Origin of the sequence: Chitinimonas koreensis, assembly GCF_014353015.1 — a bacterium.
GTDB lineage: Bacteria > Pseudomonadota > Gammaproteobacteria > Burkholderiales > Chitinimonadaceae > Chitinimonas > Chitinimonas koreensis.
In genome coordinates this window covers 5,313,610-5,337,855 of sequence record NZ_CP060704.1, presented here as the reverse complement: position 1 = coordinate 5,337,855, position 24,246 = coordinate 5,313,610, and the positions used below count along the sequence as shown (strand labels likewise).

General features: G+C 70.0%; 23 protein-coding genes, 1 other RNA gene and 1 pseudogene. 20 read left to right on the top strand and 5 right to left on the bottom strand.

All coding sequences use genetic code 11. The annotated features are described in order from the left end of the window. Nucleotides 1-290 precede the first annotated feature (290 nt). The 4 genes from purE to H9L41_RS22725 all read left to right on the top strand — a co-directional run bounded on the left by purE (nt 291) and on the right by H9L41_RS22725 (nt 4,513). On the top strand, nt 291-758 hold the full coding sequence (gene purE / locus H9L41_RS22740) for a 5-(carboxyamino)imidazole ribonucleotide mutase (protein WP_034607755.1): 468 nt from the start codon (nt 291-293) through the stop codon (nt 756-758). Continuing rightward, nucleotides 758-1,894 (top strand): 5-(carboxyamino)imidazole ribonucleotide synthase, encoded by a 1,137-nt coding sequence (locus H9L41_RS22735; protein WP_028447512.1) that lies wholly within the window; start codon nt 758-760, stop codon nt 1,892-1,894. Before purE ends, H9L41_RS22735 begins: the two co-directional genes overlap by 1 nt. A gap of 74 nt (nt 1,895-1,968) precedes the next feature. Beyond that, complete coding sequence (locus tag H9L41_RS22730; RefSeq protein ID WP_157462093.1) at nt 1,969-2,847, top strand: phosphoribosylaminoimidazolesuccinocarboxamide synthase; 879 nt, start codon at nt 1,969-1,971, stop codon at nt 2,845-2,847. Between the two features lie 289 nt (nt 2,848-3,136). Then, a complete protein-coding gene (locus tag H9L41_RS22725; RefSeq protein WP_028447514.1) occupies nt 3,137-4,513 on the top strand; it encodes an EAL and HDOD domain-containing protein in 1,377 nt (458 codons plus the stop codon). 267 nt (nt 4,514-4,780) lie between these two features. On the opposite strand, the gene pip is transcribed toward H9L41_RS22725, so the two are convergent. Beyond that, the gene (gene pip, locus H9L41_RS22720; protein ID WP_028447515.1) at nt 4,781-5,740 is read right to left on the bottom strand and encodes a prolyl aminopeptidase; all 960 of its coding nucleotides are present in this window, start codon (nt 5,738-5,740) and stop codon (nt 4,781-4,783) included. A 156-nt stretch (nt 5,741-5,896) separates the two neighbouring features. Here pip and H9L41_RS22715 point away from each other — a divergent pair, with 156 nt between their 5' ends. Together H9L41_RS22715 and H9L41_RS22710 are read left to right on the top strand one after the other, a co-directional pair. Next, a complete protein-coding gene (locus H9L41_RS22715; RefSeq protein ID WP_051319301.1) occupies nt 5,897-6,484 on the top strand; it encodes a HutD/Ves family protein in 588 nt (195 codons plus the stop codon). 35 nt (nt 6,485-6,519) lie between these two features. Continuing rightward, nucleotides 6,520-6,756, top strand: coding sequence for a sulfurtransferase TusA family protein (locus tag H9L41_RS22710; RefSeq protein ID WP_028447516.1), 237 nt, complete (start codon nt 6,520-6,522; stop codon nt 6,754-6,756). A gap of 163 nt (nt 6,757-6,919) precedes the next feature. Here H9L41_RS22710 and H9L41_RS22705 read toward each other — a convergent pair whose 3' ends face one another. Next, a complete protein-coding gene (locus H9L41_RS22705) occupies nt 6,920-7,372 on the bottom strand; it encodes an SRPBCC family protein (protein WP_169730226.1) in 453 nt (150 codons plus the stop codon). An 82-nt stretch (nt 7,373-7,454) separates the two neighbouring features. Here H9L41_RS22705 and pyrC point away from each other — a divergent pair, with 82 nt between their 5' ends. Together pyrC and rnpB are read left to right on the top strand one after the other, a co-directional pair. Then, the gene (gene pyrC, locus H9L41_RS22700) at nt 7,455-8,489 is read left to right on the top strand and encodes a dihydroorotase (RefSeq protein WP_028447518.1); all 1,035 of its coding nucleotides are present in this window, start codon (nt 7,455-7,457) and stop codon (nt 8,487-8,489) included. 153 nt (nt 8,490-8,642) lie between these two features. Continuing rightward, nucleotides 8,643-9,130, top strand: an RNA gene (gene rnpB, locus H9L41_RS22695) — RNase P RNA component class A. 217 nt (nt 9,131-9,347) lie between these two features. On the opposite strand, the gene msrP is transcribed toward rnpB, so the two are convergent. From msrP to H9L41_RS22680, 3 genes are all read right to left on the bottom strand, one after another. After that, nucleotides 9,348-10,274 carry a protein-methionine-sulfoxide reductase catalytic subunit MsrP gene (gene msrP, locus H9L41_RS22690; RefSeq protein ID WP_028447519.1) on the bottom strand — a complete coding sequence of 309 codons (927 nt, stop codon included), beginning with the start codon at nt 10,272-10,274 and terminating at the stop codon, nt 9,348-9,350. A gap of 289 nt (nt 10,275-10,563) precedes the next feature. Then, nucleotides 10,564-10,749 carry a protein MIGRI gene (locus H9L41_RS22685; protein WP_028447520.1) on the bottom strand — a complete coding sequence of 62 codons (186 nt, stop codon included), beginning with the start codon at nt 10,747-10,749 and terminating at the stop codon, nt 10,564-10,566. A gap of 7 nt (nt 10,750-10,756) precedes the next feature. Next, nucleotides 10,757-11,098 (bottom strand): hypothetical protein, encoded by a 342-nt coding sequence (locus tag H9L41_RS22680; protein ID WP_157462095.1) that lies wholly within the window; start codon nt 11,096-11,098, stop codon nt 10,757-10,759. A gap of 270 nt (nt 11,099-11,368) precedes the next feature. On the opposite strand from H9L41_RS22680, the gene mraZ reads away from it, so the two are divergent. The 12 genes and pseudogenes from mraZ to murC all read left to right on the top strand — a co-directional run bounded on the left by mraZ (nt 11,369) and on the right by murC (nt 24,118). After that, complete coding sequence (mraZ, locus tag H9L41_RS22675) at nt 11,369-11,815, top strand: division/cell wall cluster transcriptional repressor MraZ (protein ID WP_028447522.1); 447 nt, start codon at nt 11,369-11,371, stop codon at nt 11,813-11,815. Then, nucleotides 11,812-12,753 carry a 16S rRNA (cytosine(1402)-N(4))-methyltransferase RsmH gene (gene rsmH / locus H9L41_RS22670; protein ID WP_028447523.1) on the top strand — a complete coding sequence of 314 codons (942 nt, stop codon included), beginning with the start codon at nt 11,812-11,814 and terminating at the stop codon, nt 12,751-12,753. The genes mraZ and rsmH overlap by 4 nt, the downstream gene beginning before the upstream one ends. Next, nucleotides 12,750-13,024, top strand: a pseudogene (ftsL, locus tag H9L41_RS26355) (cell division protein FtsL). The gene rsmH and the pseudogene ftsL overlap by 4 nt, the downstream one beginning before the upstream one ends. Continuing rightward, nucleotides 13,024-14,784, top strand: coding sequence for a peptidoglycan D,D-transpeptidase FtsI family protein (locus H9L41_RS22660; RefSeq protein WP_028447525.1), 1,761 nt, complete (start codon nt 13,024-13,026; stop codon nt 14,782-14,784). Before ftsL ends, H9L41_RS22660 begins: the two are co-directional and overlap by 1 nt. Then, the gene (locus H9L41_RS22655; RefSeq protein WP_265583884.1) at nt 14,781-15,893 is read left to right on the top strand and encodes a Mur ligase family protein; all 1,113 of its coding nucleotides are present in this window, start codon (nt 14,781-14,783) and stop codon (nt 15,891-15,893) included. Before H9L41_RS22660 ends, H9L41_RS22655 begins: the two co-directional genes overlap by 4 nt. Then, the gene (locus H9L41_RS26350; protein ID WP_265584075.1) at nt 15,794-16,291 is read left to right on the top strand and encodes a glutamate ligase domain-containing protein; all 498 of its coding nucleotides are present in this window, start codon (nt 15,794-15,796) and stop codon (nt 16,289-16,291) included. The genes H9L41_RS22655 and H9L41_RS26350 overlap by 100 nt, the downstream gene beginning before the upstream one ends. Next, complete coding sequence (locus H9L41_RS22650; protein WP_211236916.1) at nt 16,288-17,688, top strand: UDP-N-acetylmuramoyl-tripeptide--D-alanyl-D-alanine ligase; 1,401 nt, start codon at nt 16,288-16,290, stop codon at nt 17,686-17,688. The genes H9L41_RS26350 and H9L41_RS22650 overlap by 4 nt, the downstream gene beginning before the upstream one ends. Before the next feature lies 1 nt (nt 17,689). Beyond that, the gene (gene mraY / locus H9L41_RS22645) at nt 17,690-18,775 is read left to right on the top strand and encodes a phospho-N-acetylmuramoyl-pentapeptide-transferase (protein ID WP_028447528.1); all 1,086 of its coding nucleotides are present in this window, start codon (nt 17,690-17,692) and stop codon (nt 18,773-18,775) included. A gap of 163 nt (nt 18,776-18,938) precedes the next feature. After that, the gene (gene murD / locus H9L41_RS22640) at nt 18,939-20,312 is read left to right on the top strand and encodes a UDP-N-acetylmuramoyl-L-alanine--D-glutamate ligase (RefSeq protein ID WP_028447529.1); all 1,374 of its coding nucleotides are present in this window, start codon (nt 18,939-18,941) and stop codon (nt 20,310-20,312) included. Nucleotides 20,313-20,358: 46 nt separating this feature from the next. Continuing rightward, on the top strand, nt 20,359-21,519 hold the full coding sequence (gene ftsW / locus H9L41_RS25315; RefSeq protein WP_034607874.1) for a putative lipid II flippase FtsW: 1,161 nt from the start codon (nt 20,359-20,361) through the stop codon (nt 21,517-21,519). Between the two features lie 122 nt (nt 21,520-21,641). Further along, a complete protein-coding gene (gene murG / locus H9L41_RS22635; protein ID WP_034607757.1) occupies nt 21,642-22,703 on the top strand; it encodes an undecaprenyldiphospho-muramoylpentapeptide beta-N-acetylglucosaminyltransferase in 1,062 nt (353 codons plus the stop codon). Further along, complete coding sequence (gene murC / locus H9L41_RS22630; RefSeq protein WP_028447532.1) at nt 22,700-24,118, top strand: UDP-N-acetylmuramate--L-alanine ligase; 1,419 nt, start codon at nt 22,700-22,702, stop codon at nt 24,116-24,118. The genes murG and murC overlap by 4 nt, the downstream gene beginning before the upstream one ends. Nucleotides 24,119-24,246 lie beyond the last annotated feature (128 nt).

Sequence of the window (24,246 nt, the reverse complement as noted above, 5' to 3'; positions counted from 1 at the left end):
GGAGCGAGCCGCCGAGCCCTCCGGCACATTGGGGAGCAGTACGAGGAGCACGACAAGCCAGGACGGAGCACCCGCAAAGGGGCGCGTCCGGCAGGCGGCCCGTCCGGTTGGACGGGCCGTTTCCATTGCGCGCCGCGCCTGCCGATCGCGGCCTTCGAGCATCGCAAGTCCTTGACGTCATTGGCCTGCGAGGCCCGCGCATGGCCGGTTTTGGCGGCCTGCCGAAATTCTGTAGAATCCGCTTTTTGAAACAAGGGATTAAACCCGTGAACATCCAAGTTGGCCTGGTGATGGGCAGCAACTCGGACTGGGAGGTGATGCAGCACGCCGCCCGTCAGCTCAAAGCCTTCGGCATCGTCTTCGAGGCGCGCGTCGTCTCCGCGCACCGCACTCCCGAGCTCCTGTTCGAATACGCCGAGACCGCGGATGCGCGCGGCCTCAAGGCCATCATCGCCGGCGCCGGCGGCGCTGCCCACCTGCCGGGCATGCTGGCGGCCAAGACCGTGGTGCCGGTGCTCGGCGTGCCGGTGCCGTCCAAGTACCTGCGCGGCGAGGATTCGCTGCTGTCCATCGTCCAGATGCCCAAGGGCATCCCGGTCGCCACCTTCGCCATCGGCGAGGCCGGCGCGGCCAATGCCGGCCTGTTCGCGGTCGCGCTGCTGGCCAACGAGGACGCCGAGCTGCGGCAGAAACTGAACCGCTTCCGCGACGACCAGCGCAAGACCGTGCTGGCCATGGAGCTGCCGGAGATCGAGTGATGGCGCGCACCCCCATCCTGCCGCCGGCCATGCTCGGCATCCTCGGCGGCGGCCAGCTCGGCCGCATGTTCACCATCGCGGCCAAGACCATGGGCTACCGCGTCACCGTGCTCGATCCGGACGGCAACGCGCCGGCCGCCGACTTCGCCGACGTCCACCTGCGCGCCGCCTACAACGACCACGCCGCGCTCAAGGAACTGGCCGAGACCTGCGCCGCGGTCACCACCGAATTCGAGAACGTCAACGCCGATTCGATGCGCTGGCTGGCCAAGTACCTGCCGGTCAGCCCCTCGGGCGACTGCGTGGCGATCGCCCAGGACCGCATCCAGGAAAAGGCCTGGATCCGCAAGGCCGGCCTCGCCACCGCGCCCTACCTCGCGCTCGAGACGGTCACCGACCTCAACCACGATCTCGCGCCCTACCTGCCCGGCATCCTCAAGACCGCCCGCCTCGGCTACGACGGCAAGGGCCAGATGCGCGTGCGGACCGCCGAAGAGGCGCGCGCCGCCTACGCCGACCTCGGCGGCCAGCCCTGCGTGCTGGAGAAGATGCTGCCGCTGGCGAGCGAGGTGTCGGCCATCGTCACCCGCACCAGCAGCCACGAGGTGGCGGTGTTCCCGGTGGCCGAGAACCGCCACGCCCGCGGCATCCTCGACGTCAGCATCGTGCCGGCCCGCGTGCCGGTGGCGCTGGCCGAGCAGGCGCGCACCATGGCCAGGCAGCTGGCCGAGGCGCTCGACTACGTCGGCGTGCTGGCGGTCGAGTTCTTCGTGCTCGAGGACGACAGCCTGGTGGTCAACGAGATCGCGCCGCGGCCGCACAACTCCGGCCACTACACGATCGACGCCTGCGTCACCAGCCAGTACGAGCAGCAGGTGCGCGCGATGTGCGGCCTGCATCCGGGCCGGCCCGACCTGCTGTCGCCGGTGGTGATGGTGAACCTGCTCGGCGACGTCTGGCGCGACGACGGCGGCGAACCGAACTGGGAAGTGCTGATGCAGGCGCCCAATGCCCACCTGCACCTCTACGGCAAGAAGGAAGCGCGGCCGGGCCGCAAGATGGGCCACTTCTGCGTGCTGGCGCAGGACGCCGACGCGGCGCTGGAGCAGGCCGAGGCGCTGAAGGACACGCTGTAATCCAAGCAGGCCGGGCGCCATGCCCGGCCCATCGCAAAGTCGGGCCGTGCGCCCGAGCCATGGGAAAGACCGCCATGACCGGCATCACCACCACCAACCTCAAAAGCCTCAAGAAGATCTACAGCGGCAAGGTGCGCGACCTCTACGAGATCGACGACCGCCGCATGCTGATGATCGCCACCGACCGCCTGTCGGCTTTCGACGTGATCCTCAACGAGCCGATCCCGGCCAAGGGCCAGATCCTGACCGCGATCTCCAACTTCTGGTTCGAGCAGCTGGCCAGCGTGGTGCCCAACCACCTGACCGGCGAGCGCGCCGAGGACGTGGTGGCGGCCGAGGACTTGCCGCAGGTCGAGGGCCGCGCGGTGGTGGTCAAGCGGCTCAAGCCGGTGCCGGTCGAGGCCATCGTGCGCGGCTACCTGTCCGGCACGGGCTGGAAGGACTACAAGGCCACCGGCACCATCTGCGGCATGCCGCTGCCGGCCGGCCTGACCGAGGCGTCCAAGCTGCCGGCGCCGATCTTCACGCCGTCGACCAAGGCGGCGGTCGGCGACCACGACGAGAACGTCAGCTTCGCCACGCTCGAAGCGCAGATCGGCGCCGAACTGGCCGGCCGCGTGCGCGACACCGCGATCAAGCTCTACCTGGCCGCCAGCGAATATGCCGCCACGCGCGGCATCATCATCGCCGACACCAAGTTCGAATTCGGCCTCGACGAGGACGGCACGCTGACGCTGATGGACGAGGCGCTGACGCCCGATTCGAGCCGGTTCTGGCCGGCCGACCAGTACGCGCCGGGCAGCAATCCGCCGAGCTACGACAAGCAGTTCGTGCGCGACTGGCTCGAGAGCACCGGCTGGAACAAGACGCCGCCAGCGCCGGCGCTGCCGCGGGAGGTCGCGGACCGCACCGCCGACAAGTACCGCGAGGCCCTGCACAAGCTCACCGCTTGAAGGTGGCTGCGGTAGTGGATGCTTGAACTGCGGTACAGCGCCCGGCAGAGCCGGGCGTTTGCGTTTGGTTCGGGCTGAACCTCGGTGAGCCCCTGATTCACTCCGACTCCCCCGCCCTCGCCGCCGCGAGGGAGCCTCGCTGCGCTCGTTGTCGTCTACTTCGACCGTCGTGTCGCGTCCGACCTCCATGGGTGTTCGAGCCGTAACCGCTACGTGACCTGCCCGGCTTGGGGCCGGCCCGGCCAACCGCTATGCTGTAGCCGACAGGTTTTCGAAACGGCAGGCTCCCATGGTCTTCGGACTGATCAAGAAAATCTTCGGCGGCGGCGAGCACGAACCGCCGCCGCCATCCCCCCACTTCGCGCCGCCGCCGACCATCCCGGCGGTGAACGCGCTCGGCGCGGCGCCCGGCCAGGCCGGCTTCGTCGCCGGCGCGCCGACCGAGACCATGCTGCAGCGCGAGATCGTGGTCGACCGCGACCTCAAGGTGGTCGGCTACGACTTCCGCCTACGCGAGAGCGTGCTGCGCCGCAAGGACAAGATGGCGCACTCGGTGTGGAAGCTGTACGACGAGGTGCTGCTGCGCAATTTCCTGGCCGAGGAATCGACCAAGGCCTTCGGCAGCAAGCGCATCTTCCTCGACGTTTCGGTCTGGGCGCTGCAGAGCGCGCTGCTCGACAAGCTGCCGCGCGGCCGCTTCGTGCTGATGCTGCGCTACGACGCCGAGTTCTTCCAGAACGCCTTCGAGCACATCGAGCTGCTGGAATCGCTGAAGACGCGCGGCTTCCAGCTCGGCTTCGACAACTTCCCGCTCGAGCCCACGCTGATCGGCCTGTTCACGCTGGCCGACTACCACCGGCTGTCGGTGGCCGAGCGCGACATCACCGAGCTGTCCAAGATCATCTCGGCGGTGGCGAACGCGGCGCCCGATGCCGAGCTGATGGTCGCCGACATCCATTTCTTCGAGGAGCTGCAGGTCTGCCGCCAGCTGCAGGTGCATTTCCTGCAGGGCAGCTATCTGCGCCGCAAGGAGCTGTCGGAGGCCGACGCGGTCGACGCCAGCTATCTGCGCCTCTTGGAAGTGCTCAACCTGGTGCGCGCCGAGGCCGATCCGATGGTGATCGCCGGCGCGATGAAGTACGACCCGATGCTGAGCTTCAAGCTGCTGCGCTACGTCAATTCGCCCGGCTCGGGGCTGGTGACCAAGGTCGATACGCTCGACCGCGCGCTGGTGGTGCTGGGCCACAAGCAGCTGTACCGCTGGCTCACGCTGCTGTTGTTCGCGCACGAGCGGCAGGAGGGCGACCAGGACATCCTGCTCGAGACCGCGCTGATCCGTGGCCGCATGATGGAGACGCTGGGCGCCAAGCAGTTCCGCCGCGAGGTGCAGGACCAGCTGTTCACCACCGGCATGTTCTCGATGCTGGAGACGCTGCTGCGCCAGCCGATGGACAAGCTGATCGACAAGCTCAACCTGCCGGCCGACATCAACAGCGCGCTCTTGGGCCAGGACGGGCCGTATTCGCCGCTCCTGCAGCTGGCGCTGGCCTGCGAGGACGGCGACCTGCCCGACGATCCGCGGCTGTTCCAGGCGGCCGGCGTGAGCAAGAACGATGCGAACCGGGCGCAGGTCGAGGCGATGTTGTGGGTGGAGGAAGTGGTTTAGGTCGCGACGATCCTCCATCGCCAACGCAAAAGGCCGCACGGATATCCGTGCGGCCTTTTGCGTTGGCGGGTTCGATGCGATTTCCGTGGCGGATGCACTGCCGTGTAACCCTCTCCCTCCGGGAGGGGGCAGGGTGAGGGCGCGGCGGTTGAGGGCTTGAGGCCCGCTGTGAATGATCGACCGGCGCTCCCTCACCTCCCCGTTCCCGCATGGCGGGAGCGGGTGCTTCTCCCGGTGGGAGAGGGGCTTAAATGCAAGACCGCCGAATCAGCCCGCCAACTTCTGCTTCATCTCCTCGCAAGCCCTGACCAGCCCGCGCGCGATGCCGGGCTCCCAGGCCGCGTGGCCGGCGTCGGCCACCATCTCCAGCTTCGAGCCCGGCCAGGCCTGGTGCAGCTCCCAGGCCGAGACCGGCGGGCACAGCACGTCGTAGCGGCCCTGCACGGTGATCATCGGCAGGTGCTCGATGCGGCCGACGTTGTCCAGCAGCGCGTTCTCCGGCAGGAAGATGCGGTTGACGAAGTAGTGCGCCTCGATCCGGCCGACACCGAGCGCGACCGTGTCGTTGCTGAAGTTGGCGATCACCGCCGGATCGGGCAGCAGCGTCGCGCACTGGCCTTCGTACAGGCTCCAGGCGCGCGCGGCCGGCAGGTGGACCGCCGGGTCCGGGTCGCTCAGGCGGCGGTGGAAATGCACCAGCAGGTCGCCCTGCTCGATCTCGGGCAGGTGGCTGGCGAACTGCGCCCAGTTCTCGGGATAGAACTGCCGCATGCCGCGCATGAACCAGACGATCTCCCACGGCCGGCACAGGAACACGCCGCGCAGCACGAAACCCAGGCAGCGCTCCGGGTGCGCCTCGCCGTAGGCCAGCGCCAGGGTCGAGCCCCAGGAGCCGCCGAACACCAGCCAGCGCTCGATGCCGAGCTTGGCGCGCAGCGTCTCGATGTCGGCGATCAGGTGCTGGGTGGTGTTGTCGCGCAATTCGCCCAGCGGAGTGGAGCGGCCGGCGCCGCGCTGGTCGAAGATCACGATGCGGTAGACGGCCGGGTCGAAGAACTGGCGGTGCTTGGGGCTGGCGCCGGCGCCGGGGCCGCCGTGCAGGAAGATCACCGGGATGCCGGCCGGATTGCCCGACTCCTCCCAGTACATGGTGTGCAGCTCGTCGAGCGGCAGCATGCCGTGGCGGTTCGGTTCGATCGGCGGATAGAGCGTGTCGCGTAGGGTCATGGCTTGGGGTCCTCGGTGGCGATGGGCCGATGCCGGCCGCGGCGGTGGATGTGCCGCCCGGCGATGCGTCGCCCGGCGAGTCGTCGCCCGGCGGATTTGCCCGGCGCGGCCTCGGCCGGCATCATGCCGCGCGATCGATACGACGGGAAGCGAACCATGGCCGAACTGCGCAGCAAGACCGACTACCGCGAGATGCCCTGGCGCAACGGCGGCGGCACCACCTGCGAGCTCTACCGCCTGCCGCATCCGCAGCGGCCGGACGATTTCGCGCTGCGCCTGTCGATCGCCGGCGTGGCGCAGGGCGGGCCGTTCTCGGCCTTCCCCGGCATCGACCGCACGTTGATGCTGCTCGACGGCGAGGGCATGGCGCTGCGTTTCGACGGCGCCGCCGACGAGATGATGCTCGACCGCCCGCTGCAGCCGATCGCCTTCGCCGGCGAGACGCCGGTCGACTGCCGCCTGCTCGGCGGCGGATTGCGCGATTTCAACGCGATGGTCGCGCGCGACTGGGGCGCATTGACGCTGCGCATCCTGCGGCCGGCCGCGGGCGAGGTGCTGGCGCTCGGCGGCGATACGGCGACGCTGGCTTATCTGCACGAAGGCCGGCTGCACGGCGACGGCGGCACGGTCGCGGCCGGCATGCTGCTGGCGCTGGCGGCCGGCGAGCGCGGCCGCTGGCTGGCGGCCGAGGCCGGCGTGCTGATCGAAGTGGCGCTGCGGCCGCATCCGGCCCCGGCGCTATAATCGCCGCTTCTTCCGCCCGACCCCATCCGCACCCCATGTCCGCGCCCGAAGCCCAGCTCTCCGTCGACCTGTCCGGCCTCAACTGCCCGCTGCCGATCCTGCGCGCCAAGAAGGCGCTGGCCGACCTGCCCGGCGGCACCGTGCTGCACCTGATCTGCACCGATCCGGGCACGCCGTCCGATTTCGAGGCCTTCTGCCGCCAGACTGGCCATGCGCTGACGCACCAAGCCCAGATCGACGGCAAGTACCAGTTCTGGATTACGCGCCGGTGATGGACGCTCTGGCGATCGAGGTCTGCGACTGCCTGTGCAGTGCCTGGCGGAGCCGGGCGTTCGAAGCCGCTGGCCTTGGCGCTTCCTGATCGAATCCAGCCCCCTCACCCCGCCGTCGCGGGGGAGCCTCGCTGTCGCTCGTCGCGTCCGCTCCCTCGCACGCCTAATTCCGCTCCTCGGCCAGCAGCGCGATCAGCGGATGCGGGCCGCTCGGCTTGCCCAGCCGGCTGATCACCGCGATCAGCATGCGTGCCCAGCACGGTACGCCCTCGGCCCGGATCGTCACCTGGTGGCGCAGGGTGCAGCCGCCTTTTCCCGCTTCGACCAGTTCGAACCGCTCGAGCGCCTCGACCGGCGGCGTCACGCCCGGCCCCGAGCGGTAGCGCAGCACCAGCCGCCGGCTCTCGATGCGCTCCTCTACCTCCAGCCAGAACGGCGTGGCCGGCTTGCCGGCGAAGCCGAACTCGGTGCTGTAGCGCACGCCGGCGACCAGCGGCTGCTCGGGCAGGCAGCGCCGCAGCCGCTCGTTCCAGCGCATCAGCCGCGCCGGTTCGACCAGCCAGGGCCAGACGGTTTCGGGTGGGTGGTCCAGACGGACGGTTTCGCGGATTTTCATGGCGTCGATGCGCTCCGGATCGCACAAGCCGGCCATCAGGCCGGATAATTGCGGCATTCCAAAACTAGCTTCCCGGCACATCATGACCCAACTGACCCTGATCCGCCCCGACGACTGGCACCTGCACCTGCGCGACGGCGACGCGCTGCGCGCGGTGCTGCCCGATACCGCCCGCCGCTTCGGCCGCGCCATCGTGATGCCCAACCTCAAGCCGCCGGTGCGTACCGTGGCCGACGCGGCCGCCTACCGCGAGCGCATCCTGGCCGCGGTGCCGGCCGGCCTCGCGTTCGAGCCGCTGATGACGCTGTACCTGACCGATGTGACGCCGCCCGAGGAGATCGCCCGGGTCAAGGAGAGCGGCTTCGTCCACGCGCTCAAGCTCTACCCGGCCGGTGCCACCACCAATTCCGACGCCGGCGTGACCGACGTCGCCAAGGTGCTGCCGACGCTGCGGGCGATGGCCGAGCTCGGCGTGCCGCTGCTGGTGCACGGTGAGGTGACCGATCCGGCGATCGACGTGTTCGACCGCGAGGCGGTGTTCATCGAGCGGGTGATGAAGCCGCTGCTCGAGCAGTTGCCCGACCTCAAGGTGGTGTTCGAGCACATCACCACCAAGCAGGCGGCCCACTTCGTCTGGAGCGCCGGCGACCGCGTGGCGGCCACCATCACGGCCCACCACCTGCTGATGAACCGCAACGCGCTGTTCCAGGGCGGCGTGCGGCCGCACCACTACTGCCTGCCGGTGCTCAAGCGCGAGATCCACCGCGAGGCGCTGGTCGAAGTCGCCGTCAGCGGCAGCCCGAAGTTCTTCCTCGGCACCGACAGTGCGCCGCACGGCAAGAGCACCAAGGAGGCGGCCTGCGGCTGCGCCGGTATGTATACCGCGCACGCCGGCATCGAGCTGTATGCCGAGGCCTTCGAGGCGGCCGGCGCGCTCGACCGGCTCGAGGGTTTCGCCAGCCGCTTCGGCCCGCTGTTCTACGGCCTGCCGGCCAACGGCGACCAGATCACGCTGGTCAAGGAGGCCGTGCCGGTACCGGCCGAGCTGCCCTACCTGGCCGGCGACACGCTGGTGCCGCTGCGCGCGGGCGAGACGGTGGGCTGGCGGCTGGCCTGAATGCCGCGGAGCCTGGATCGATCGCGTAGGAGCGGCTTCAGCCGCGAAAGCGCCGGTGGACGCCCCACCATTCGCGGCTGAAGCCGCTCCTACAGGCGCTGTGACGGTCCTGTGGGCAGGGGGGGCTTGACCGCGGTGGTAGACTGATTGGGCGAAGTTGGCCGGACAGTCGCCGCGTGGCTTGCCACGGGGAGGAAAGTCCGGGCTTCACAGGGCAGGATGCCGGCTAACGGCCGGGCGCCGCGAGGCGACGGAAAGTGGAACAGAGAGCTGAACCGCCGATGGTTTGCGCAAGCATTCACAGGCAAGGGTGAAAAGGCGCGTAGCGCCTTTCGGCGAAGCCGGGCGACTGGCGTAGCCAAAAGGTGCGTACCCCGAAAGGGGCGGACGGTTGTACGGGCGCAAGCCCGGACGACCGTCGTGTAAGAGACCACCGCGGACGTGGCGACACGGACGGCAGGCTAAACCCCATCCGAAGCAAGACCAAATAGGCAGGCGCTGACGGGGCCCCCGAGCCTGCGGGTAGGTTGCTCGAGACGTGCAGCAATGTACGTCCTAGATGAATGACTGTCGGTGGCGGCACGCGTCTTCGGATGCGGACCGCCGCGTCACAGGACCCGGCTTACAGGCCGACTTCGCCCACCATTCCGAGACGAAACGGCCACCGGCTTGCGCGGGTGGCCGTTTCGTCTTGTCCGCCCGATCGGCGGCGATTGGCGATTGGCGTTGCAGGCCCTGAGTTCCGTCCTGCCAAAGCTTGCCCGGCCGCTGTCGCACGTCGGGCTGCATGCCCGACAGCGCCGTTGGCCAAGGTCGCCGTCGGGCATGCAGCCCGGCCTGCGGAGCGCCTGGCGCGCCTCAGAAATTCCGCTTCAGATCCATGCCCTTGTACAGCCCCGCCACCTCGTCGTAACCGTTGAACATCAGCGTCTTGCGCTTGAAGAACTCGCCGATGCGGCGTTCGGTCGCCTGGCTCCAGCGCGGATGGTCGACCTCGGGATTCACGTTCGAATAGAAGCCGTACTCGGTCGGATTGGCGCGCGTCCAGCTGCTGATCGGCTGCTGCTCGACCAGGCGGATCTTCACGATCGACTTGATGCTCTTGAAGCCGTATTTCCACGGCACCACCAGCCGGATCGGCGCGCCGTTCTGGTTCGGCAGCGGCCGGCCGTACAGGCCGACGGCCAGGATGGCCAGCGGATGCATCGCCTCGTCCAGCCGCAGGCCCTCGACATAGGGCCAGGCGAGCACGTCGTCGCGCTGGCCCGGCATCTGCTCGGGCGCCATGAGGGTGGTGAATTCGACGTAGCGGCCGCGCGCGGTCGGCTCGACCTGCTTGAGCAGGGCGGCGAGCGGAAAGCCGACCCAGGGGATCACCATCGACCAGCCCTCGACGCAGCGCAGCCGGTAGATCCGCTCTTCCAGCGGCGCCAGCTTGAGCAGCGCGTCGAGATCGAAGGTGCGCGGCTTGGCCACCTCGCCGCCGACCTCGACCTTCCACGGGCTCGGCTTCAGCGTATGCGCATGGGCCGCCGGGTCGCGCTTGTCGGTGCCGAATTCGTAGAAGTTGTTGTAGCCGGTGATCTCGGCTTCGCTGTTCTTCGGCTCGGCGGTGCTGTAGCGGCTCTTGTAGAAGGTCGGCAGCGCAGCGGCGGCGGCTTCGGGAGGCAGCAGCGCCGCGGCGGCCAGTGCGGCGCTGCCGCTCAGCCAGTCGCGGCGGCTCAGGTAGACGGATTCGGGGGTGATTTCGCTCGCGGCGATCCGCGGCGGGCGGTAGGTCGGCATGGCGGGGCTCCTCGCGTGTGACTGCTTCGACCTGCCTTGGTCGGCGCTGTTCGGGCGATCTGTCGGCCGGTACGCCACCGACCGAGGACGGATGCATTCGGTAGGTCGGGCTTTATGCCCGACGGCGCGGTCGATCGAGGTCGCTGTCGGGCATAAAGCCCGACCTACGACGCTCAACCGGCGGCTTGCGTAGGCGCGGCTTCAGCCGCGAAGCATCGGCAGCGGCCGCGTCGGCCGGTGAAAGCTGGACGATTCGCGGCTGAAGCCGCTCCTGCAACGGCGGCGCGGCCTAGCCGGCGAAGCCGTGCTGCCACCAGTGCCAGCCCGCCATCAGCAGCGACGACCCCAGCAGCGCCAGCGCCAGCACCTCGACGTGGCCGCGGATGCGCCGCCGCGTCTCCGGCTTCAGCACCGCGTTCCACACCAGCAGCACCAGCGCCGCGAACAGCGCCAGGCGGATCAGCTTGGGCAGCATCGCGCGGCTACTGCATCACGCATTCGACGATGCCTTCGGCGTACTGGCGCGCGCCGAGCAGGGTGTTCTCGGTGCCGGCCCGGTATTCGTGCAGCAGCCAGCGCTTGCAGCCCAGCTTGCCGGTGAATTCGGTGGCGCGCTGGCGGAACTGCTGCTCCACCAGTCCATCGAGCAGCAGCGACGAGCCCTTGACCCGCAATTGATAGCGCTTCTGGCCCAGATAGCGCACGTCGCTGTCGGCCAATGCGCCGTTGTTGTCGGAAACGACCTTGCCGGTTTCGGCGAGCTGCGAGCAGGCGGCCAGGCCCAATAAAACCAGGGCTGCAATCAGGCGAATCTTCGTGGACATAGGGCGGTCGGCCGGAAAGTTGAAGTTTTGCATTCGGAATGAATTGTAAACCTTTATTTGCAAAGGATTATTTCCAAAGCATATCGATTCGCAAAAGCAGCGTAAGTGATTGTAGCAAAACAAAAAATCCCAAAGCACCCGCTTGACCCGTGTCAATTCGAGACTATATAGTGGGGCGTAGTGGGGCGTAGTGGTGAAACGTGTTTCAGCGCCCCAAAGAATCGGGCGACCGGAAACGGTCGCTTTCCCCATCCGGGAACGGCGGTACACATGTTCGGCGGCGTAGCCATCCTCAACCTCGACAGCAAAGGGCGTCTGGCCATTCCGGCCAAGCATCGCGACGCCCTGCACGAGGGTTGCGGCGGCCGGCTGACCGTGACCGTCGACCCCAGCCAGTGCCTGCTGATCTATCCGCAGCCTGCCTGGGAACCCGTTCGCGACAAGCTCAACAATCTGCCCGCCTTCAATCCCCAGGCCCGCGCGCTGCAGCGGCTGATCCTCGGCCACGCCGAGGAGGTCGAGATGGACTCGGCCGGCCGCATCCTGGTGTCCTCGGCGCTGCGCAGCTTCGCCCGGCTCGACCGCTCGGTGGCGCTGGTCGGCCTGGGCAGCAAGTTCGAGCTGTGGGACGAGACCCGCTGGAACGAACAGACCGCTGCCGCGCTGGCCATGTCGCCGGCCGACATCGCGGCCCAGCTCGACGGGTTCGTGCTGTGACCCAGGCGGTTTTCAGCCACCGCACGGTGCTGCTCGCCGAAGCGGTGGACGGGTTGAACATCCGTCCCGACGGCATCTACGTCGACTGCACCTACGGCCGCGGCGGCCACTCGCGCCTGATCCTGTCGCGCCTGGGCCCGGCCGGCCGGCTGGTGGCCTTCGACAAGGATCCGCAGGCGGTGGCGGACGCCCGCAGCATCGACGACCCGCGCTTCTCCATCGTGCACGAGCCCTATGCCGCCTTCGACGCCGGCCTGGACGCGCTCGGCATCGCGCAGGTCGACGGCGTGCTGATGGATCTCGGGGTGTCCTCGCCCCAGCTCGACGACGGCGCGCGCGGCTTCAGTTTCCGCTTCGACGCGCCCTTGGACATGCGCATGGATACGACCCGCGGCCAGACGGCGGCGGAATGGCTGGCGGCGGCCGACAAGGCCGCCATCGCGGAGGTGATCAGGGACTATGGCGAAGAACGGTTTGCTCAACAGATTGCAGGCGCGATTGTTGCGGCTCGGCAGGAACAGCCCATCGACACGACAGGAAAGCTTGCCGCGCTCGTGGCAAAGGTCGTCCGCACCCGGGAGCCGGGCCAGGACCCGGCGACGCGCACCTTCCAGGCTGTACGGATTTACATCAATCGCGAGCTTGAAGAACTGTCGCTGACGCTGCCGCAGACGCTGCGCCGGCTCGCGCCCGGCGGGCGGCTGGCGGTGATCGCCTTCCATTCGCTGGAGGACCGCATCGTCAAGCGCTTCATGGCCGACGCGGCGCAGGCCGACAAGCTGCCCAGCCGGCTGCCGGTACGGGCCGCCGACATCGGCGAGGCGCCGCTGAAGCTGGTCGGCAAGCCGGTGCGCGCCAGCGCCGCCGAGGTCGACGGCAATCCGCGCGCGCGCAGCGCCATCCTGCGCGTGGCCGAGCGCACGGGAGCGCCGCGGTGACGCGTCTGAACCTGCTCCTCCTGGGCGTGGTGATCGCCTGCGCGCTCGGCGTGGTCACTTCGCAGCACAAGGCGCGCCGCGCCTATATCGAGCTGCAGAAGGCGCAGACCGAGGCGCGCCGGCTCGACGTCGAGTGGGCCAGCTGCAGCTCGAGCAGAGCACCTGGGCCATGCATTCGCGCATCGAAAAGGAGGCGGCCAGCCGCCTCGGCATGCGGGTGCCCGACGCCGGCCATACCCAGGTCGTGCCGCTCAAGCGGGGAGGCGGCTGATGGCGACCGCGACCCTGGGCTATCGCAGCCAGCGCAACGGCGGCCACGCGCTCAAGCTGCAGCTGTGGCGCGCCTGGCTGGTGCTCGGCGCGCTGGTGCTGCTGTTCGTGCTGCTGGTCGGCCGCGCCGGCTACCTGATGGGCTACAAGGAAGACTTCCTGCGCGAGCAGGGCGAAGCGCGCTTCAGCCGCCGCCTCACGCTCGAGGCCAACCGCGGCATGATCACCGACCGCAACGGCGAGCCGCTGGCGATCTCGACGCCGGTGCAGTCGATCTGGGCCAGCCCGTCCGACATGCCGGCGCCGAGCGCCGAGCAGGTCGCCGCGCTGGCGCGCACGCTCGGCATGCCGGCCGCCGAGGTGGCCAAGAAGCTCGGCGACAGGAAGCGCGACTTCGTCTTCCTCAAGCGCCAGATGAGCCCGGAGGCGGCCCAGCGGGTGCTGGCGCTCGGCGTGCCCGGCATCTCGCGCCAGACCGAATACCGCCGCTACTACCCGGCCGGCGAGGTGATGGCCCACATCATCGGCTTCACCGACATCGACAACCGCGGCCAGGAAGGCTTCGAGCTGACGCGCGAGAGCATGCTGGCCGGCAAGCCCGGCAGCCGGCACGTCATCAAGGACCGCCGCGGCTACATCGTCGAGGACGTCACCAGCATCGAGAAGCCGCGCGACGGCCAGACGCTGACGCTGTCGATCGACCGCAAGATCCAGTACCTGGCCTTCCGCGAGCTGAAGAACGCGGTCGAGGTCAACCAGGCCAAGGGCGGCGGCATCGTGGTGCTCGACGCCCGCACCGGCGAGGTGCTCGCGCTGGCCAACCTGCCGAGCTACAACCCGAACAACCGCGTCAAGCTCGACCCGGCGGCGCGCCGCAACCGCGCCATCACCGACCTGTACGAGCCCGGCTCGACCATGAAGCCGTTCAGCATCGCGGCCGCCATCGAGAGCGGCAAGTTCCGCGCCGACAGCGTGATCAACACCGGCAACGGCTCGCTGACGATCGGCCCCAACACCATCCGCGACACCCATGCCTACGGCCCGCTGACGCTGGCAGGCATCGTGCAGAAGTCGAGCAACATCGGCACCGCCAAGGTGGCGATGGAGCTGCCGCGCGAATACCTGTGGAACTTCTACGACTCGATCGGCATCGGCGAACTGCCGCACAGCGGCTTCCCCGGCGAGGCCAGCGGCCGGCTGCGGCCGTGGAAGACCTGGCGGCCGGTCGAGCAGGCCACCATGGCCTACGGCTACGGCCTGTCGGTCAGCCTGCTGCAGATGGCGAAGGCCTACCAGGCCTTCGCCACCGACGGCGAGATCCGGCCCGTGACTTTCCAGAAGCTGGTGGCGCCCTTGCCCGGCCGCCGCGTGATGAGCGCCGAAGTGGCCCAGCAGGTGCGCCGCATGCTGGAGACCGTGACCCAGCCCGGCGGCACCGCGACGCGCGCCCAGGTGGTCGGCTACCGCGTCGGCGGCAAGACCGGCACCGCCAAGAAGCTGGTCGGCGGCGCTTACGGCGGCGACCGCCTCTACGTCTCGTCCTTCATCGGCATCGCGCCGATCTCGGACCCGCGCCTGATCGTCGCGGTGATGATCGACGAACCGGGCGGCGACTCGCGCTACGGCGGCACGGTGGCCGCGCCGGCCTTCGCCAGCGTGGTGGCCGGCAGCCTGCGCATGCTCGGCGTGCCGCCCGACGCGCCGCTCAACAATATCCTGCTGCCCGATCCGAACGAGCCGGAAGTGAAGGAGGAAACGTGAAGCCGACGAGCTGGAACCTGCCTCTGCCGGACTGGGCCGCGATCGATGCGATCGCGGCTCCTGGCTTGAATGCCGGCCACCGCGTGGTCGCCGACAGCCGCCTTGTCCAGCCGGGCGACGTCTTCCTGGCCTACCGCGGCGAGTACGCCGACGGCCGCGACCATATCGCCGCGGCCATCGCCAAGGGCGCCGGCTGCGTGCTGTGGGAGGCCGAGGACTACGCCTGGCCGGCAGAGCACGCCGCGCTGCCCAACCTGGCGGTGCCGCAGCTGCGCGCCCAGGCCGGCATCGTCGCCGGCCACCTGCTCGGCGATCCGAGCCGCGCCATGCACTGCGTCGGCGTGACCGGCACCAACGGCAAGACCAGTTGCGCCCACTGGCTGGCGCAGGCCTGGGGCCTGCTCGGCCACAAGGCGGCGCTGGTCGGCACGCTCGGCTACGGTTTTCTCGACGACCTGGCCGAGGCCAGCCACACCACGCCCGACGCGGTACGGCTGCAGAACCTGGTGGCCGGCTACCGCGCCGCCGGCGCCAGCCACCTGGCGATGGAGGTCAGCTCGCACGGCCTCGACCAGGCGCGCGCGCACGGCATGGCCTTCCACAGCGCGATCTTCACCAACCTCACGCGCGACCACCTCGACTACCACGGCAGCATGAAGGCCTACGGCGCCAGCAAGCGCAAGCTGTTCGAGTGGGAAGGGCTGCAGGCCGCGCTGATCAACGCCGACGACGGCTTCGGCGCCGAGCTGCTGCGCACGCTGCCGGACGGCCTCGCGCTCGGCTACGGCCTCGACGCCGGCGAATTGCGCGCCGAGAGGGTCGAGACCGGCCTCGACGGCTTGCGTCTCTCGATCGTCTCGCCCTGGGGCCGCGCCGAGCTGGTCAGCCCGCTGATCGGCCGCTTCAACGCCTACAACCTGCTGGCCTGCCTCGGCGTGCTGGTGCGGGCGGCGTGCCGCTCGACGACGCGGTCGCCGTGCTCGGCCGCATCGAATCGGCCAAGGGCCGCATGCAGCGGCTCGGCGGCGGGGTCAAGCCGCTGGTGGTGGTCGACTACGCCCACACGCCCGACGCGCTGGAGAAGGCGCTGGCCACGCTGCGCGAGGTGATGCCGAGCCGGCGCCGGCTGTACTGCGTGTTCGGCTGCGGCGGCGACCGCGACCGCGGCAAGCGGCCGGTGATGGGCCGCATCGCCTGCGAGCTGGCCGACACCGTGATCGTGACCAGCGACAACCCGCGCACCGAAGACCCGAAGCTGATCATCCGCGACATCCTCGACGGGGTGGACGGCGCCGACGCCGAGATCCCGCAGCGCGGCGACTTCAGCGTGCAGAGCGACCGCGCCGCCGCGATCCGCGCCGCGATCGAGCTGGCCGGCCCAGGCGACGTGGTGCTGATCGCCGGCAAGGGCCACGAGGAATACCAGGACGCGAACGGCGTGAAGGCGCCGTTCAGCGACGAGCAACAGGCATTGGCCGCGCTGGCGGCCTGGAAGCCGATGAAATGAACGATGCGATGCTCACGCTCGCCGAAGCCGCCGCCGCGCTGGGCCTGCCGCCCGGCCACGGCGCCGCCGCGGCCTTCTCGCGCGTGACGACCGACAGCCGCGACGTGCGCGCCGGCGACCTGTTCGTCGCGCTGCGCGGCGACCGTTTCGACGGCCACGACTTCGTCGCCCAGGCGCTGACCGGCGGCGCCGTCGGCGCGCTGGTCGAGGCCCACCACCCGGCGCTGGCGGCGCTCGGCGACCGCGCGCCGCTCTTGGTGGCGGCCGATCCGCTGGCTGCGCTCGGCCAGCTGGCCGCCGCCTGGCGCGCGCGCTTCGCGCTGCCGCTGGCGGCCATCACCGGCTCGAGCGGCAAGACCACGGTCAAGGAGATGGTGGCCGCCGTGCTGCGCCATGTCGCCGGCGACGCCGCGGTGCTGGCCACCGCCGGCAACCTGAACAACCACATCGGGGTGCCGCAGATGCTGCTGCGGCTGCGGCCCGGGCACCGCTACGCGGTGATCGAGATGGGCATGAACCACTACGGCGAGATCCGCTACCTGACCGGGCTGGCACGGCCCGAGGTGGCGCTGGTCAACAACGCCGGCACCGCCCATATCGGCCATTTCGGCTCGACCCGCGGCATCGCCGAGGCCAAGGGCGAGATCTTCGAGGGCCTGGCCGCCGACGGCTGCGCGGTGATCAACCTCGACGACGAATTCGCCGGCTACTGGCAAGGCCTGGCGGCCGGCCATCGCCAGCTCGGCTTCGGCCTGGAGCAGGGCGAGGTGCGCGCACGCGAGCTGGCGCAGGCGCCGCTGTCGAGTCGCTTCGTGCTGGTCACGCCGGCCGGCGAGGCGGCGGTCGAACTGCCGGCGCCGGGCCTGCACAACGTGCGCAACGCGCTGGCGGCGGCGGCCGTCTGCCATGCGCTGGGGCTCGCGCCGGCGCAGATCGCGGCGGGCTTGGCGACCTTCGCCGGCGCCAAGGGCCGGCTGCAGCTCAAGCGCGCGTTCAACGGCGCGCTGCTGGTCGACGACAGCTACAACGCCAACCCCGATTCGATCCGCGCCGCGATCGACGTGCTGGCCGGCCTGCCCGGCGCGCGCTGGCTGGTGCTCGGCGATACCGGCGAGATCGACGACGTGGCGCTGCGCCACGCCGAGATCGGCGCCTATGCGCGCGGCCGCGGCCTGGCCGGCTTCTACGCGGTGGGCGAAGGCATGCGCCACGCGGTCGAGGCCTATGGCGAAGGCGCGCGCTGGTTCGCTGGCCATGCCGAGCTGGCCGCCGCGCTGCGGCCGCAGCTGGCGGCGGACGCCGCGGTGCTGGTGAAGGGATCGCGCTTCATGCGCATGGAACAGGTGGTCGACGCGCTGGCGGCGGCCGCAACGGAAAACGACAAGGGAGAGGCCTGACATGCTGCTCTGGCTGGCCAATCTGCTCGGCGAGAACGTCCGCGCATTCAACGTCTTCGGCTACATCACGCTGCGCGCGGTGCTGGCCACCATGACCGCGCTGTTCATCAGCTTCCTGCTCGGGCCGTGGGTGATCCGCAAGCTGACCGAGCTCAAGGTCGGCCAGGCGGTGCGTGACGACGGTCCGCAGACCCACCTGGTCAAGGCCGGCACGCCGACCATGGGCGGCACGCTGATCCTCCTGGCGATCGGGCTGACCACGCTGCTGTGGGCCGACCTCGGCAACCGCTTCGTCTGGGTGGTGCTGCTGGTGACCATGGGCACCGGCGTGATCGGTTTCGTCGACGACTACAAGAAGGTCGCGCTGAAGAATCCGAAGGGCCTGTCCAGCAAGCAGAAGATGTTCTGGCAGTCGATCATCGCGCTGATCACCGGCTACGTGCTGGCCAATACCGCCACGCTGCCGGCCAACACCGAATTCATCGTGCCCTTCTTCAAGCACGTCGCCTACCCGTTCGGCGCGGTCGGCTTCATGGTGCTGACCTACTTCGTGATCGTCGGCACCTCCAACGCGGTCAACCTGACCGACGGCCTCGACGGCCTGGCCATCCTGCCGACGGTGATGGTGGCCAGCGCGCTGGCGATCTTCGCCTACGTGGCCGGCAACGCGAAGTTCGCCGCCTACCTCTTGCTGCCGCACATCCCGGGCGCCGGCGAGCTGGCCGTGTTCTGCGCCGCGATGGCCGGCGCCGGCCTCGGCTTCCTGTGGTTCAACGCCTACCCGGCCGAAGTGTTCATGGGCGACGTCGGCGCGCTGGCGCTCGGCGCCGCGCTCGGCACGGTGGCGGTGATCGTCCGCCAGGAGATCGTGCTGTTCATCATGGGCGGCGTGTTCGTGGTCGAGGCGCTGAGCGTGATGATCCAGGTCGCCAGCTTCAAGCTGACCGGCAAGCGGGTGTTCCGCATGGCGCCCCTGCATCACCACTACGAGCTCAAGGGCTGGAAGGAAACGCAGGTGGTGGTGCGGTTCTGGATCATCACGATGCTGCTGGTGCTGGCCGGATTAGCCACGCTGAAGCTGCGGTAATGCGTGTGAGGAGCGAGGTGTAAGGGATGAGGTGTGCGATGACCACGACTGATGTGATCGAAATGAACCGATGCGGAAACGCGGGCCATGACCGGTCCGCTTTCGCCATTGCGATGCGCGCACCCCTCACGCCTCACCCCTCACGCCTAACGGGGACCAAGCAATGAACTGCCAGGACAAACCCATCACCGTCGTCGGCCTCGGCGCCACCGGCCTGTCGGCCGCCCGCTGGCTGGCGGCGCACGGCGCCCGCGTCAGCGTCGTCGACAGCCGCGCCTCGCCGCCCGGCCTCGACGAGCTGCGCGCCGCGCTGCCCGATGTGCCGGTACGGCTCGGCCCGTTCGACGACGCCAGCTTCGCCGGCGCCGAATGCCTGGTGGTCAGCCCCGGCGTGGCGCTGGCCGATCCGCATGTCGCGGCCGCCGTCGCGCGCGGCGTCGAGGCGATCGGCGACGTCGAGCTGCTGGCGCGCGCGCGCGCCTTTCACGGCGCCAAGTCCAAGGTCATCGCCATCACCGGCTCCAACGGCAAGTCCACCGTCACAAGCATGGTCGGCGCGATGTGCGAGGCGGCCGGCCTGGCCACCGTGGTGGCCGGGAACATCGGCCTGCCGGTGCTCGACGCGCTGGCCGAGATCGAGGCCGGCACGCGGCCGCGGCCCGACGTCTGGGTGCTCGAGCTGTCGAGCTTCCAGCTCGAGACCACCTACAGCCTGGCGCCCGACGCGGCCACCGTGCTCAACGTCAGCGAGGATCACCTCGACCGCTACGACTCGATGCTGCACTACGCGATGGCCAAGGCGCGCATCTTCGAAGGGCTCGGCGCCATGGTGCTGAACCGCGAGGACGGCTACTGCCGCGGCATGGTGCGGCCGGGCCGCCAGGTCTACTGGTTCGGCACCGACGCGCCGCGCACGCCGACCGAGTACGGCCTGAGGCCGGTCGGCGGCGACCACGAGCTGCTGTGCGGCGACTTCGCCCTGATGCTGGCGGCCGAGCTGCCGCTGGCCGGCCTGCACAACGCCGCCAACGCGCTGGCCGCGCTGGCGCTGACGCGTGCGATCGGCCTGCCGACGCTGCCGCTGGTGGCGGCGCTCAAGGCCTTCAAGGGCCTGCCGCACCGGGTCGAGTTCGTCGCCGAGATCGGCGGCGTGCGCTACTACGACGATTCCAAGGGCACCAACGTCGGCGCCACCGAGGCGGCGCTCAAGGGCATGACCCAGCCGGTGGTGCTGATCGCCGGCGGCGACGGCAAGGGCCAGGATTTCTCGCCGCTGGCCGCCGCCTGCGGCGGCCGCGTGCGCGCCGCCGTCCTGATCGGCCGCGACGCGCCGGCCGTGGGCGCGGCGCTGGCCGCCGGCGGCGTGAAGCTGGTGAACGCCGGCTCGATGGAGGAGGCGGTCCGCCTGGCCGCCGCCGAGGCGCAGCCGGGCGACGCGGTGCTGATGTCGCCGGCGTGCGCCAGCCTCGACATGTTCCGCAACTATGCGCACCGCGCCGAGGTGTTCGTGGCGGCGGTGAAGGGGTTGCAGGCGTGAGCGCTCCGATGATCCGCGTCCGCGGCGGGAGCGCCCGCGCATGAAGATGTTCTACCAGGCCCTCAAGCGCCGCCCGGTGATGCACGGCTACGACCAGTCGCTGGTCTGGTCGGTGCTGCTGCTGCTCGCGATCGGCCTGGTCATGGTCTATTCGGCCTCGATCGCCGCGGCCGAGGTCGACAAGGACACCGGTTTCCGTTCGAGCTACTTCCTGCTGCGCCACGGCGTGTTCCTCGCCATCGGCTTCGGCGCGGCCTTCGTCGCCTTCCAGGTGCCGACGCGGGTGTGGCAGCAGTACTCGCCCTACCTGTTCCTGCTCGGCGCGGGCCTGTTGATCCTGGTGCTGATCCCCGGCATCGGCCGCGAGGTGAACGGCTCGCGCCGCTGGCTCAGCCTGTTCGTGGTCAACCTGCAGCCGTCCGAGCTCGCCAAGTTCTTCGTGGTGCTGTACGCGGCCGATTACACGGTGCGCAAGGCCGCCTACATGCACAGCCTGGTCAAGGGCTTCTTCCCGATGTTCGTGGTGATGCTGGTGACCGGCGCGCTGCTGCTGGCCGAGCCCGACTTCGGCGCGCTGGCGGTGGTCACCGCGATCGCGATGGGCATCCTGTTCCTCGGCGGCTTCGAATGGCGGCTGTTCGCCGGCCTGGCGGTGATGCTGGCGATCGGCCTGGTCGGCTTCATCCTGATCTCGCCCTACCGCATGGCGCGCGTGATCGGCTTCATGGACCCGTGGAAGGACCCGTACGGCAAGGGCTACCAGCTCAGCCACTCGCTGATCGCCTTCGGCCGCGGCGAATGGGCCGGCGTCGGCCTCGGCGGCTCGGTCGAGAAGCTCAGCTACCTGCCCGAGGCGCACACCGACTTCCTGATGGCCATCATCGCCGAGGAATTCGGCTTCGTCGGCATCAGCGTGGTGGTGACGCTGTTCGCCTGGCTGGTGTTCCGCGCCTTCGCGGTCGGCATCCAGGCGGCCAAGCTCGAACGCTACTACTCGGCGCTGGTGGCGCAGGGCATCGGCATCTGGCTCGGCGTGCAGTCGGTGATCAACATCGGCGTGAACATGGGCGTGCTGCCGACCAAGGGCCTGACGCTGCCGCTCTTGTCGTTCGGCGGCTCCGGCATCCTGGCCAACCTGGTCGCGCTGGCGGTGCTGCTGCGCATCGACTGGGAGAATCGACAGCTGATGCGGGGGTACACGGTATGAACCGTCCCGACGCGATCACGTTGAACCAGCCCCAGCCCGTCGACGCGGGCACGGCCGGTGGCGCCCCAGCTGCGGCCGACACGCGCACCCCTCACGCCTCACGCCTTACCCCTCTCACGGTGATGATCACCACCGGCGGCACCGGCGGCCACATCTTCCCCGGCCTCGCCATCGCGCGCGCGCTGGCGGCACGCGGCGACCGGGTGTTCTGGCTCGGCACCCGCGCCGGCATGGAGGCCGAGCTGGTGCCCAGGCACGGCGTCGACTTCGCCGGCATCGATTTCCGCAGCGTGCGCGGCCGCGGCAAGCTCCAGCTGCTGCTGGCGCCGGTCACCATCGGCCGCGCGCTGTGGCAGGCCTGGCGCGTGCTGCGCGCCAGGAGGCCCGACGTGGTGCTGGGCCTCGGCGGCTACGTCTCCTTCCCCGGCGCGATGCTGGCCTCGCTGCTGCGCATCCCGCTGGCGATCCATACCGCCGACGCGGTGGCCGGCCTCGCCAACCGCTTCCTGGCGCGCCGCGCCGGCCGCGTGATGTCGGGCTTCCCCGGCTCCTTCGGCGCCGACTTCGGCCGCGAGGTGACCTGGACCGGCAACCCGGTCCGCGCCGAGATCGCCGCGCTGCCCGCCCCGGCCGAGCGCTTCGCCGGCCGCGGCGGCCCGCTGCGCATCCTGGTGGTCGGCGGCAGCCTCGGCGCGCAGGCGCTCAACGACGCGGTGCCGCAGGCGCTGGCGCGGCTGCCGGAGGCGAACCGGCCGCAGGTGACGCACCAGGCCGGCGCCAAGCAGATCGAGGCGCTGCGCGCGCGCTACGCCGAGCTCGGCGTAGCGGCCGACTGCCGCGCCTTCATCGACGACATGGCGGCCGCCTACGGCGCGGCCGACCTGGTGATCTGCCGCAGCGGCGCGATCACGGTGGCCGAGCTGGCCGCCGCCGGGGCGGCCAGCGTGCTGGTGCCCTATCCGCATCACAAGGACCAGCAGCAGCTGCACAACGCCCGCTTCCTGGTGGAAGCCGGCGGCGCGCTGCTGCTGGAACAGAAACGACTGACGCCCGACGCGCTGGCCACCCTGCTGGCCGGGCTGGACCGCGGCGCGCTGTGCCGCATGGCGCAGGCCGCCCGCGGCGTGGCCAAGCCCGAGGCCACGCAGGACGTGGCCCGGCTGATCGAGGAATTGGCACGATGAAACACAAGGTCAAACGCATCCACTTCGTCGGCATCGGCGGCGCCGGCATGAGCGCCATCGCCGGCGTGCTGCTCGACCTCGGCTTCGAGATCAGCGGCTCGGACCTCGGCGAATCGCCGGTCACCGCCAGCCTCGCCGCCGCCGGCGCGCGCATCTGCCTGGGCCACGACGCGGCCCACCAGATGGATGCCGACGTGGTGGTGACCTCCACCGCGGTGCGGGCCGACAACCCCGAGGTGCTGGCCGCGCGCGCGCGCGGCGTGCCGGTGATCCCGCGCGCGATGATGCTGGCCGAGCTGCTGCGCTTCCGCCAGGGCATCGCGGTGGCCGGCACCCACGGCAAGACCACCACCACCAGCCTGATCGCCTCGGTGCTCGGCCAGGCCGGGCTCGACCCGACCTACGTGATCGGCGGCAAGCTGACCGCGGCCGGCACCGGCGCCAAGCTCGGCCGCGGCGACTTCATCGTGGTCGAGGCCGACGAATCGGACGCCTCCTTCCTGTTCCTGCAGCCGGTGCTGGCGGTGGTCACCAATATCGACGCCGACCACATGGACACCTACGGCCACGATTTCGTCCGGCTCAAGCAGGCCTTCCTCGATTTCCTCAGCCGGCTGCCGTTCTACGGCCGTGCCGTGCTGTGCCTCGACGACCCGAACGTGCGCGCCATCCTGCCGATGGTCTCCAAGCCGGTGACCACCTACGGCGTCCACCCGGACGCCAACTTGCGCGCCGAGCACATCGAGGCGCTGCCGGGCGGCCGCATGCGCTTCGACGCGGTGTGGCGCAACGGCACCGAGCACCGCCTGCCGATCGAACTGAACGCCGCCGGCCACCACAACGTGCTGAACGCGCTGGCGACCATCGCAGTGGCGCTCGAGGTCGGCGCCGACGAGGCGGCGATCGCCCAGGCGCTCGGCGAATTCGGCGGCGTCGGCCGGCGCTTCCAGCGCTACGGCGAGGCCGCGCTACCCGACGGCGGCCATGCGCTGGTGATCGACGACTACGGCCACCACCCGGTCGAGATGGCGGCCACGCTGGCCGCCGTGCGCGGCGCCTATCCGGAGAAGCGGCTGCTGCTGGCCTTCCAGCCGCATCGCTATACCCGCACGCGCGACTGCTTCGAGGATTTCGCCCGCGTGCTGTCGAGCGTCGACGCGCTGGTGCTGACCGAGGTCTACGCCGCCGGCGAGGCCCCGATCGTGGCGGCCGACGGCCGGGCGCTGACGCGCGCGGTCCGGGTGCAGGGCAAGCTCGAGCCGCTGTTCGTCGAGGACATCGCCGAGCTGCCGGCCGCGATCCTGGCCCATGCGCGCGACGGCGACGTGATCGTGACGATGGGGGCGGGGTCGATCGGTGCAGTGCCGGCGAAATTGATTGCCGGGGAAGAGGGAAGGGGGAAGAGGGAAGGGTGAGCGTTCGCGCAGCCCCGACCTTGTACGCAATGAACGACCTGATCGAACGCACGGAAGTTTGAAATGGCTCAGCCCACCCCTTCCCCCTTCCCCTTCCCGGCAGCGCGCAGCGCTATGGAAAGGTCGCC

Excerpts from the sequence above, each read along its gene's own strand:
- purE (WP_034607755.1), top strand. The coding sequence starts at position 291 with ATGGGCAGCAACTCGGACTGGGAGGTGATGCAGCACGCCGCCCGTCAG.
- H9L41_RS22735 (WP_028447512.1), top strand. The coding sequence starts at position 758 with ATGGCGCGCACCCCCATCCTGCCGCCGGCCATGCTCGGCATCCTCGGC.
- H9L41_RS22730 (WP_157462093.1), top strand. The coding sequence starts at position 1,969 with ATGACCGGCATCACCACCACCAACCTCAAAAGCCTCAAGAAGATCTAC.
- H9L41_RS22725 (WP_028447514.1), top strand. The coding sequence starts at position 3,137 with ATGGTCTTCGGACTGATCAAGAAAATCTTCGGCGGCGGCGAGCACGAA.
- pip (WP_028447515.1), bottom strand. The coding sequence starts at position 5,740 with ATGACCCTACGCGACACGCTCTATCCGCCGATCGAACCGAACCGCCAC.
- H9L41_RS22715 (WP_051319301.1), top strand. The coding sequence starts at position 5,897 with ATGGCCGAACTGCGCAGCAAGACCGACTACCGCGAGATGCCCTGGCGC.
- H9L41_RS22710 (WP_028447516.1), top strand. The coding sequence starts at position 6,520 with ATGTCCGCGCCCGAAGCCCAGCTCTCCGTCGACCTGTCCGGCCTCAAC.
- H9L41_RS22705 (WP_169730226.1), bottom strand. The coding sequence starts at position 7,372 with ATGAAAATCCGCGAAACCGTCCGTCTGGACCACCCACCCGAAACCGTC.
- pyrC (WP_028447518.1), top strand. The coding sequence starts at position 7,455 with ATGACCCAACTGACCCTGATCCGCCCCGACGACTGGCACCTGCACCTG.
- msrP (WP_028447519.1), bottom strand. The coding sequence starts at position 10,274 with ATGCCGACCTACCGCCCGCCGCGGATCGCCGCGAGCGAAATCACCCCC.
- H9L41_RS22685 (WP_028447520.1), bottom strand. The coding sequence starts at position 10,749 with ATGCTGCCCAAGCTGATCCGCCTGGCGCTGTTCGCGGCGCTGGTGCTG.
- H9L41_RS22680 (WP_157462095.1), bottom strand. The coding sequence starts at position 11,098 with ATGTCCACGAAGATTCGCCTGATTGCAGCCCTGGTTTTATTGGGCCTG.
- mraZ (WP_028447522.1), top strand. The coding sequence starts at position 11,369 with ATGTTCGGCGGCGTAGCCATCCTCAACCTCGACAGCAAAGGGCGTCTG.
- H9L41_RS22660 (WP_028447525.1), top strand. The coding sequence starts at position 13,024 with ATGGCGACCGCGACCCTGGGCTATCGCAGCCAGCGCAACGGCGGCCAC.
- H9L41_RS26350 (WP_265584075.1), top strand. The coding sequence starts at position 15,794 with ATGCAGCGGCTCGGCGGCGGGGTCAAGCCGCTGGTGGTGGTCGACTAC.
- H9L41_RS22650 (WP_211236916.1), top strand. The coding sequence starts at position 16,288 with ATGAACGATGCGATGCTCACGCTCGCCGAAGCCGCCGCCGCGCTGGGC.
- mraY (WP_028447528.1), top strand. The coding sequence starts at position 17,690 with ATGCTGCTCTGGCTGGCCAATCTGCTCGGCGAGAACGTCCGCGCATTC.
- murD (WP_028447529.1), top strand. The coding sequence starts at position 18,939 with ATGAACTGCCAGGACAAACCCATCACCGTCGTCGGCCTCGGCGCCACC.
- ftsW (WP_034607874.1), top strand. The coding sequence starts at position 20,359 with ATGTTCTACCAGGCCCTCAAGCGCCGCCCGGTGATGCACGGCTACGAC.
- murG (WP_034607757.1), top strand. The coding sequence starts at position 21,642 with ATGATCACCACCGGCGGCACCGGCGGCCACATCTTCCCCGGCCTCGCC.
- murC (WP_028447532.1), top strand. The coding sequence starts at position 22,700 with ATGAAACACAAGGTCAAACGCATCCACTTCGTCGGCATCGGCGGCGCC.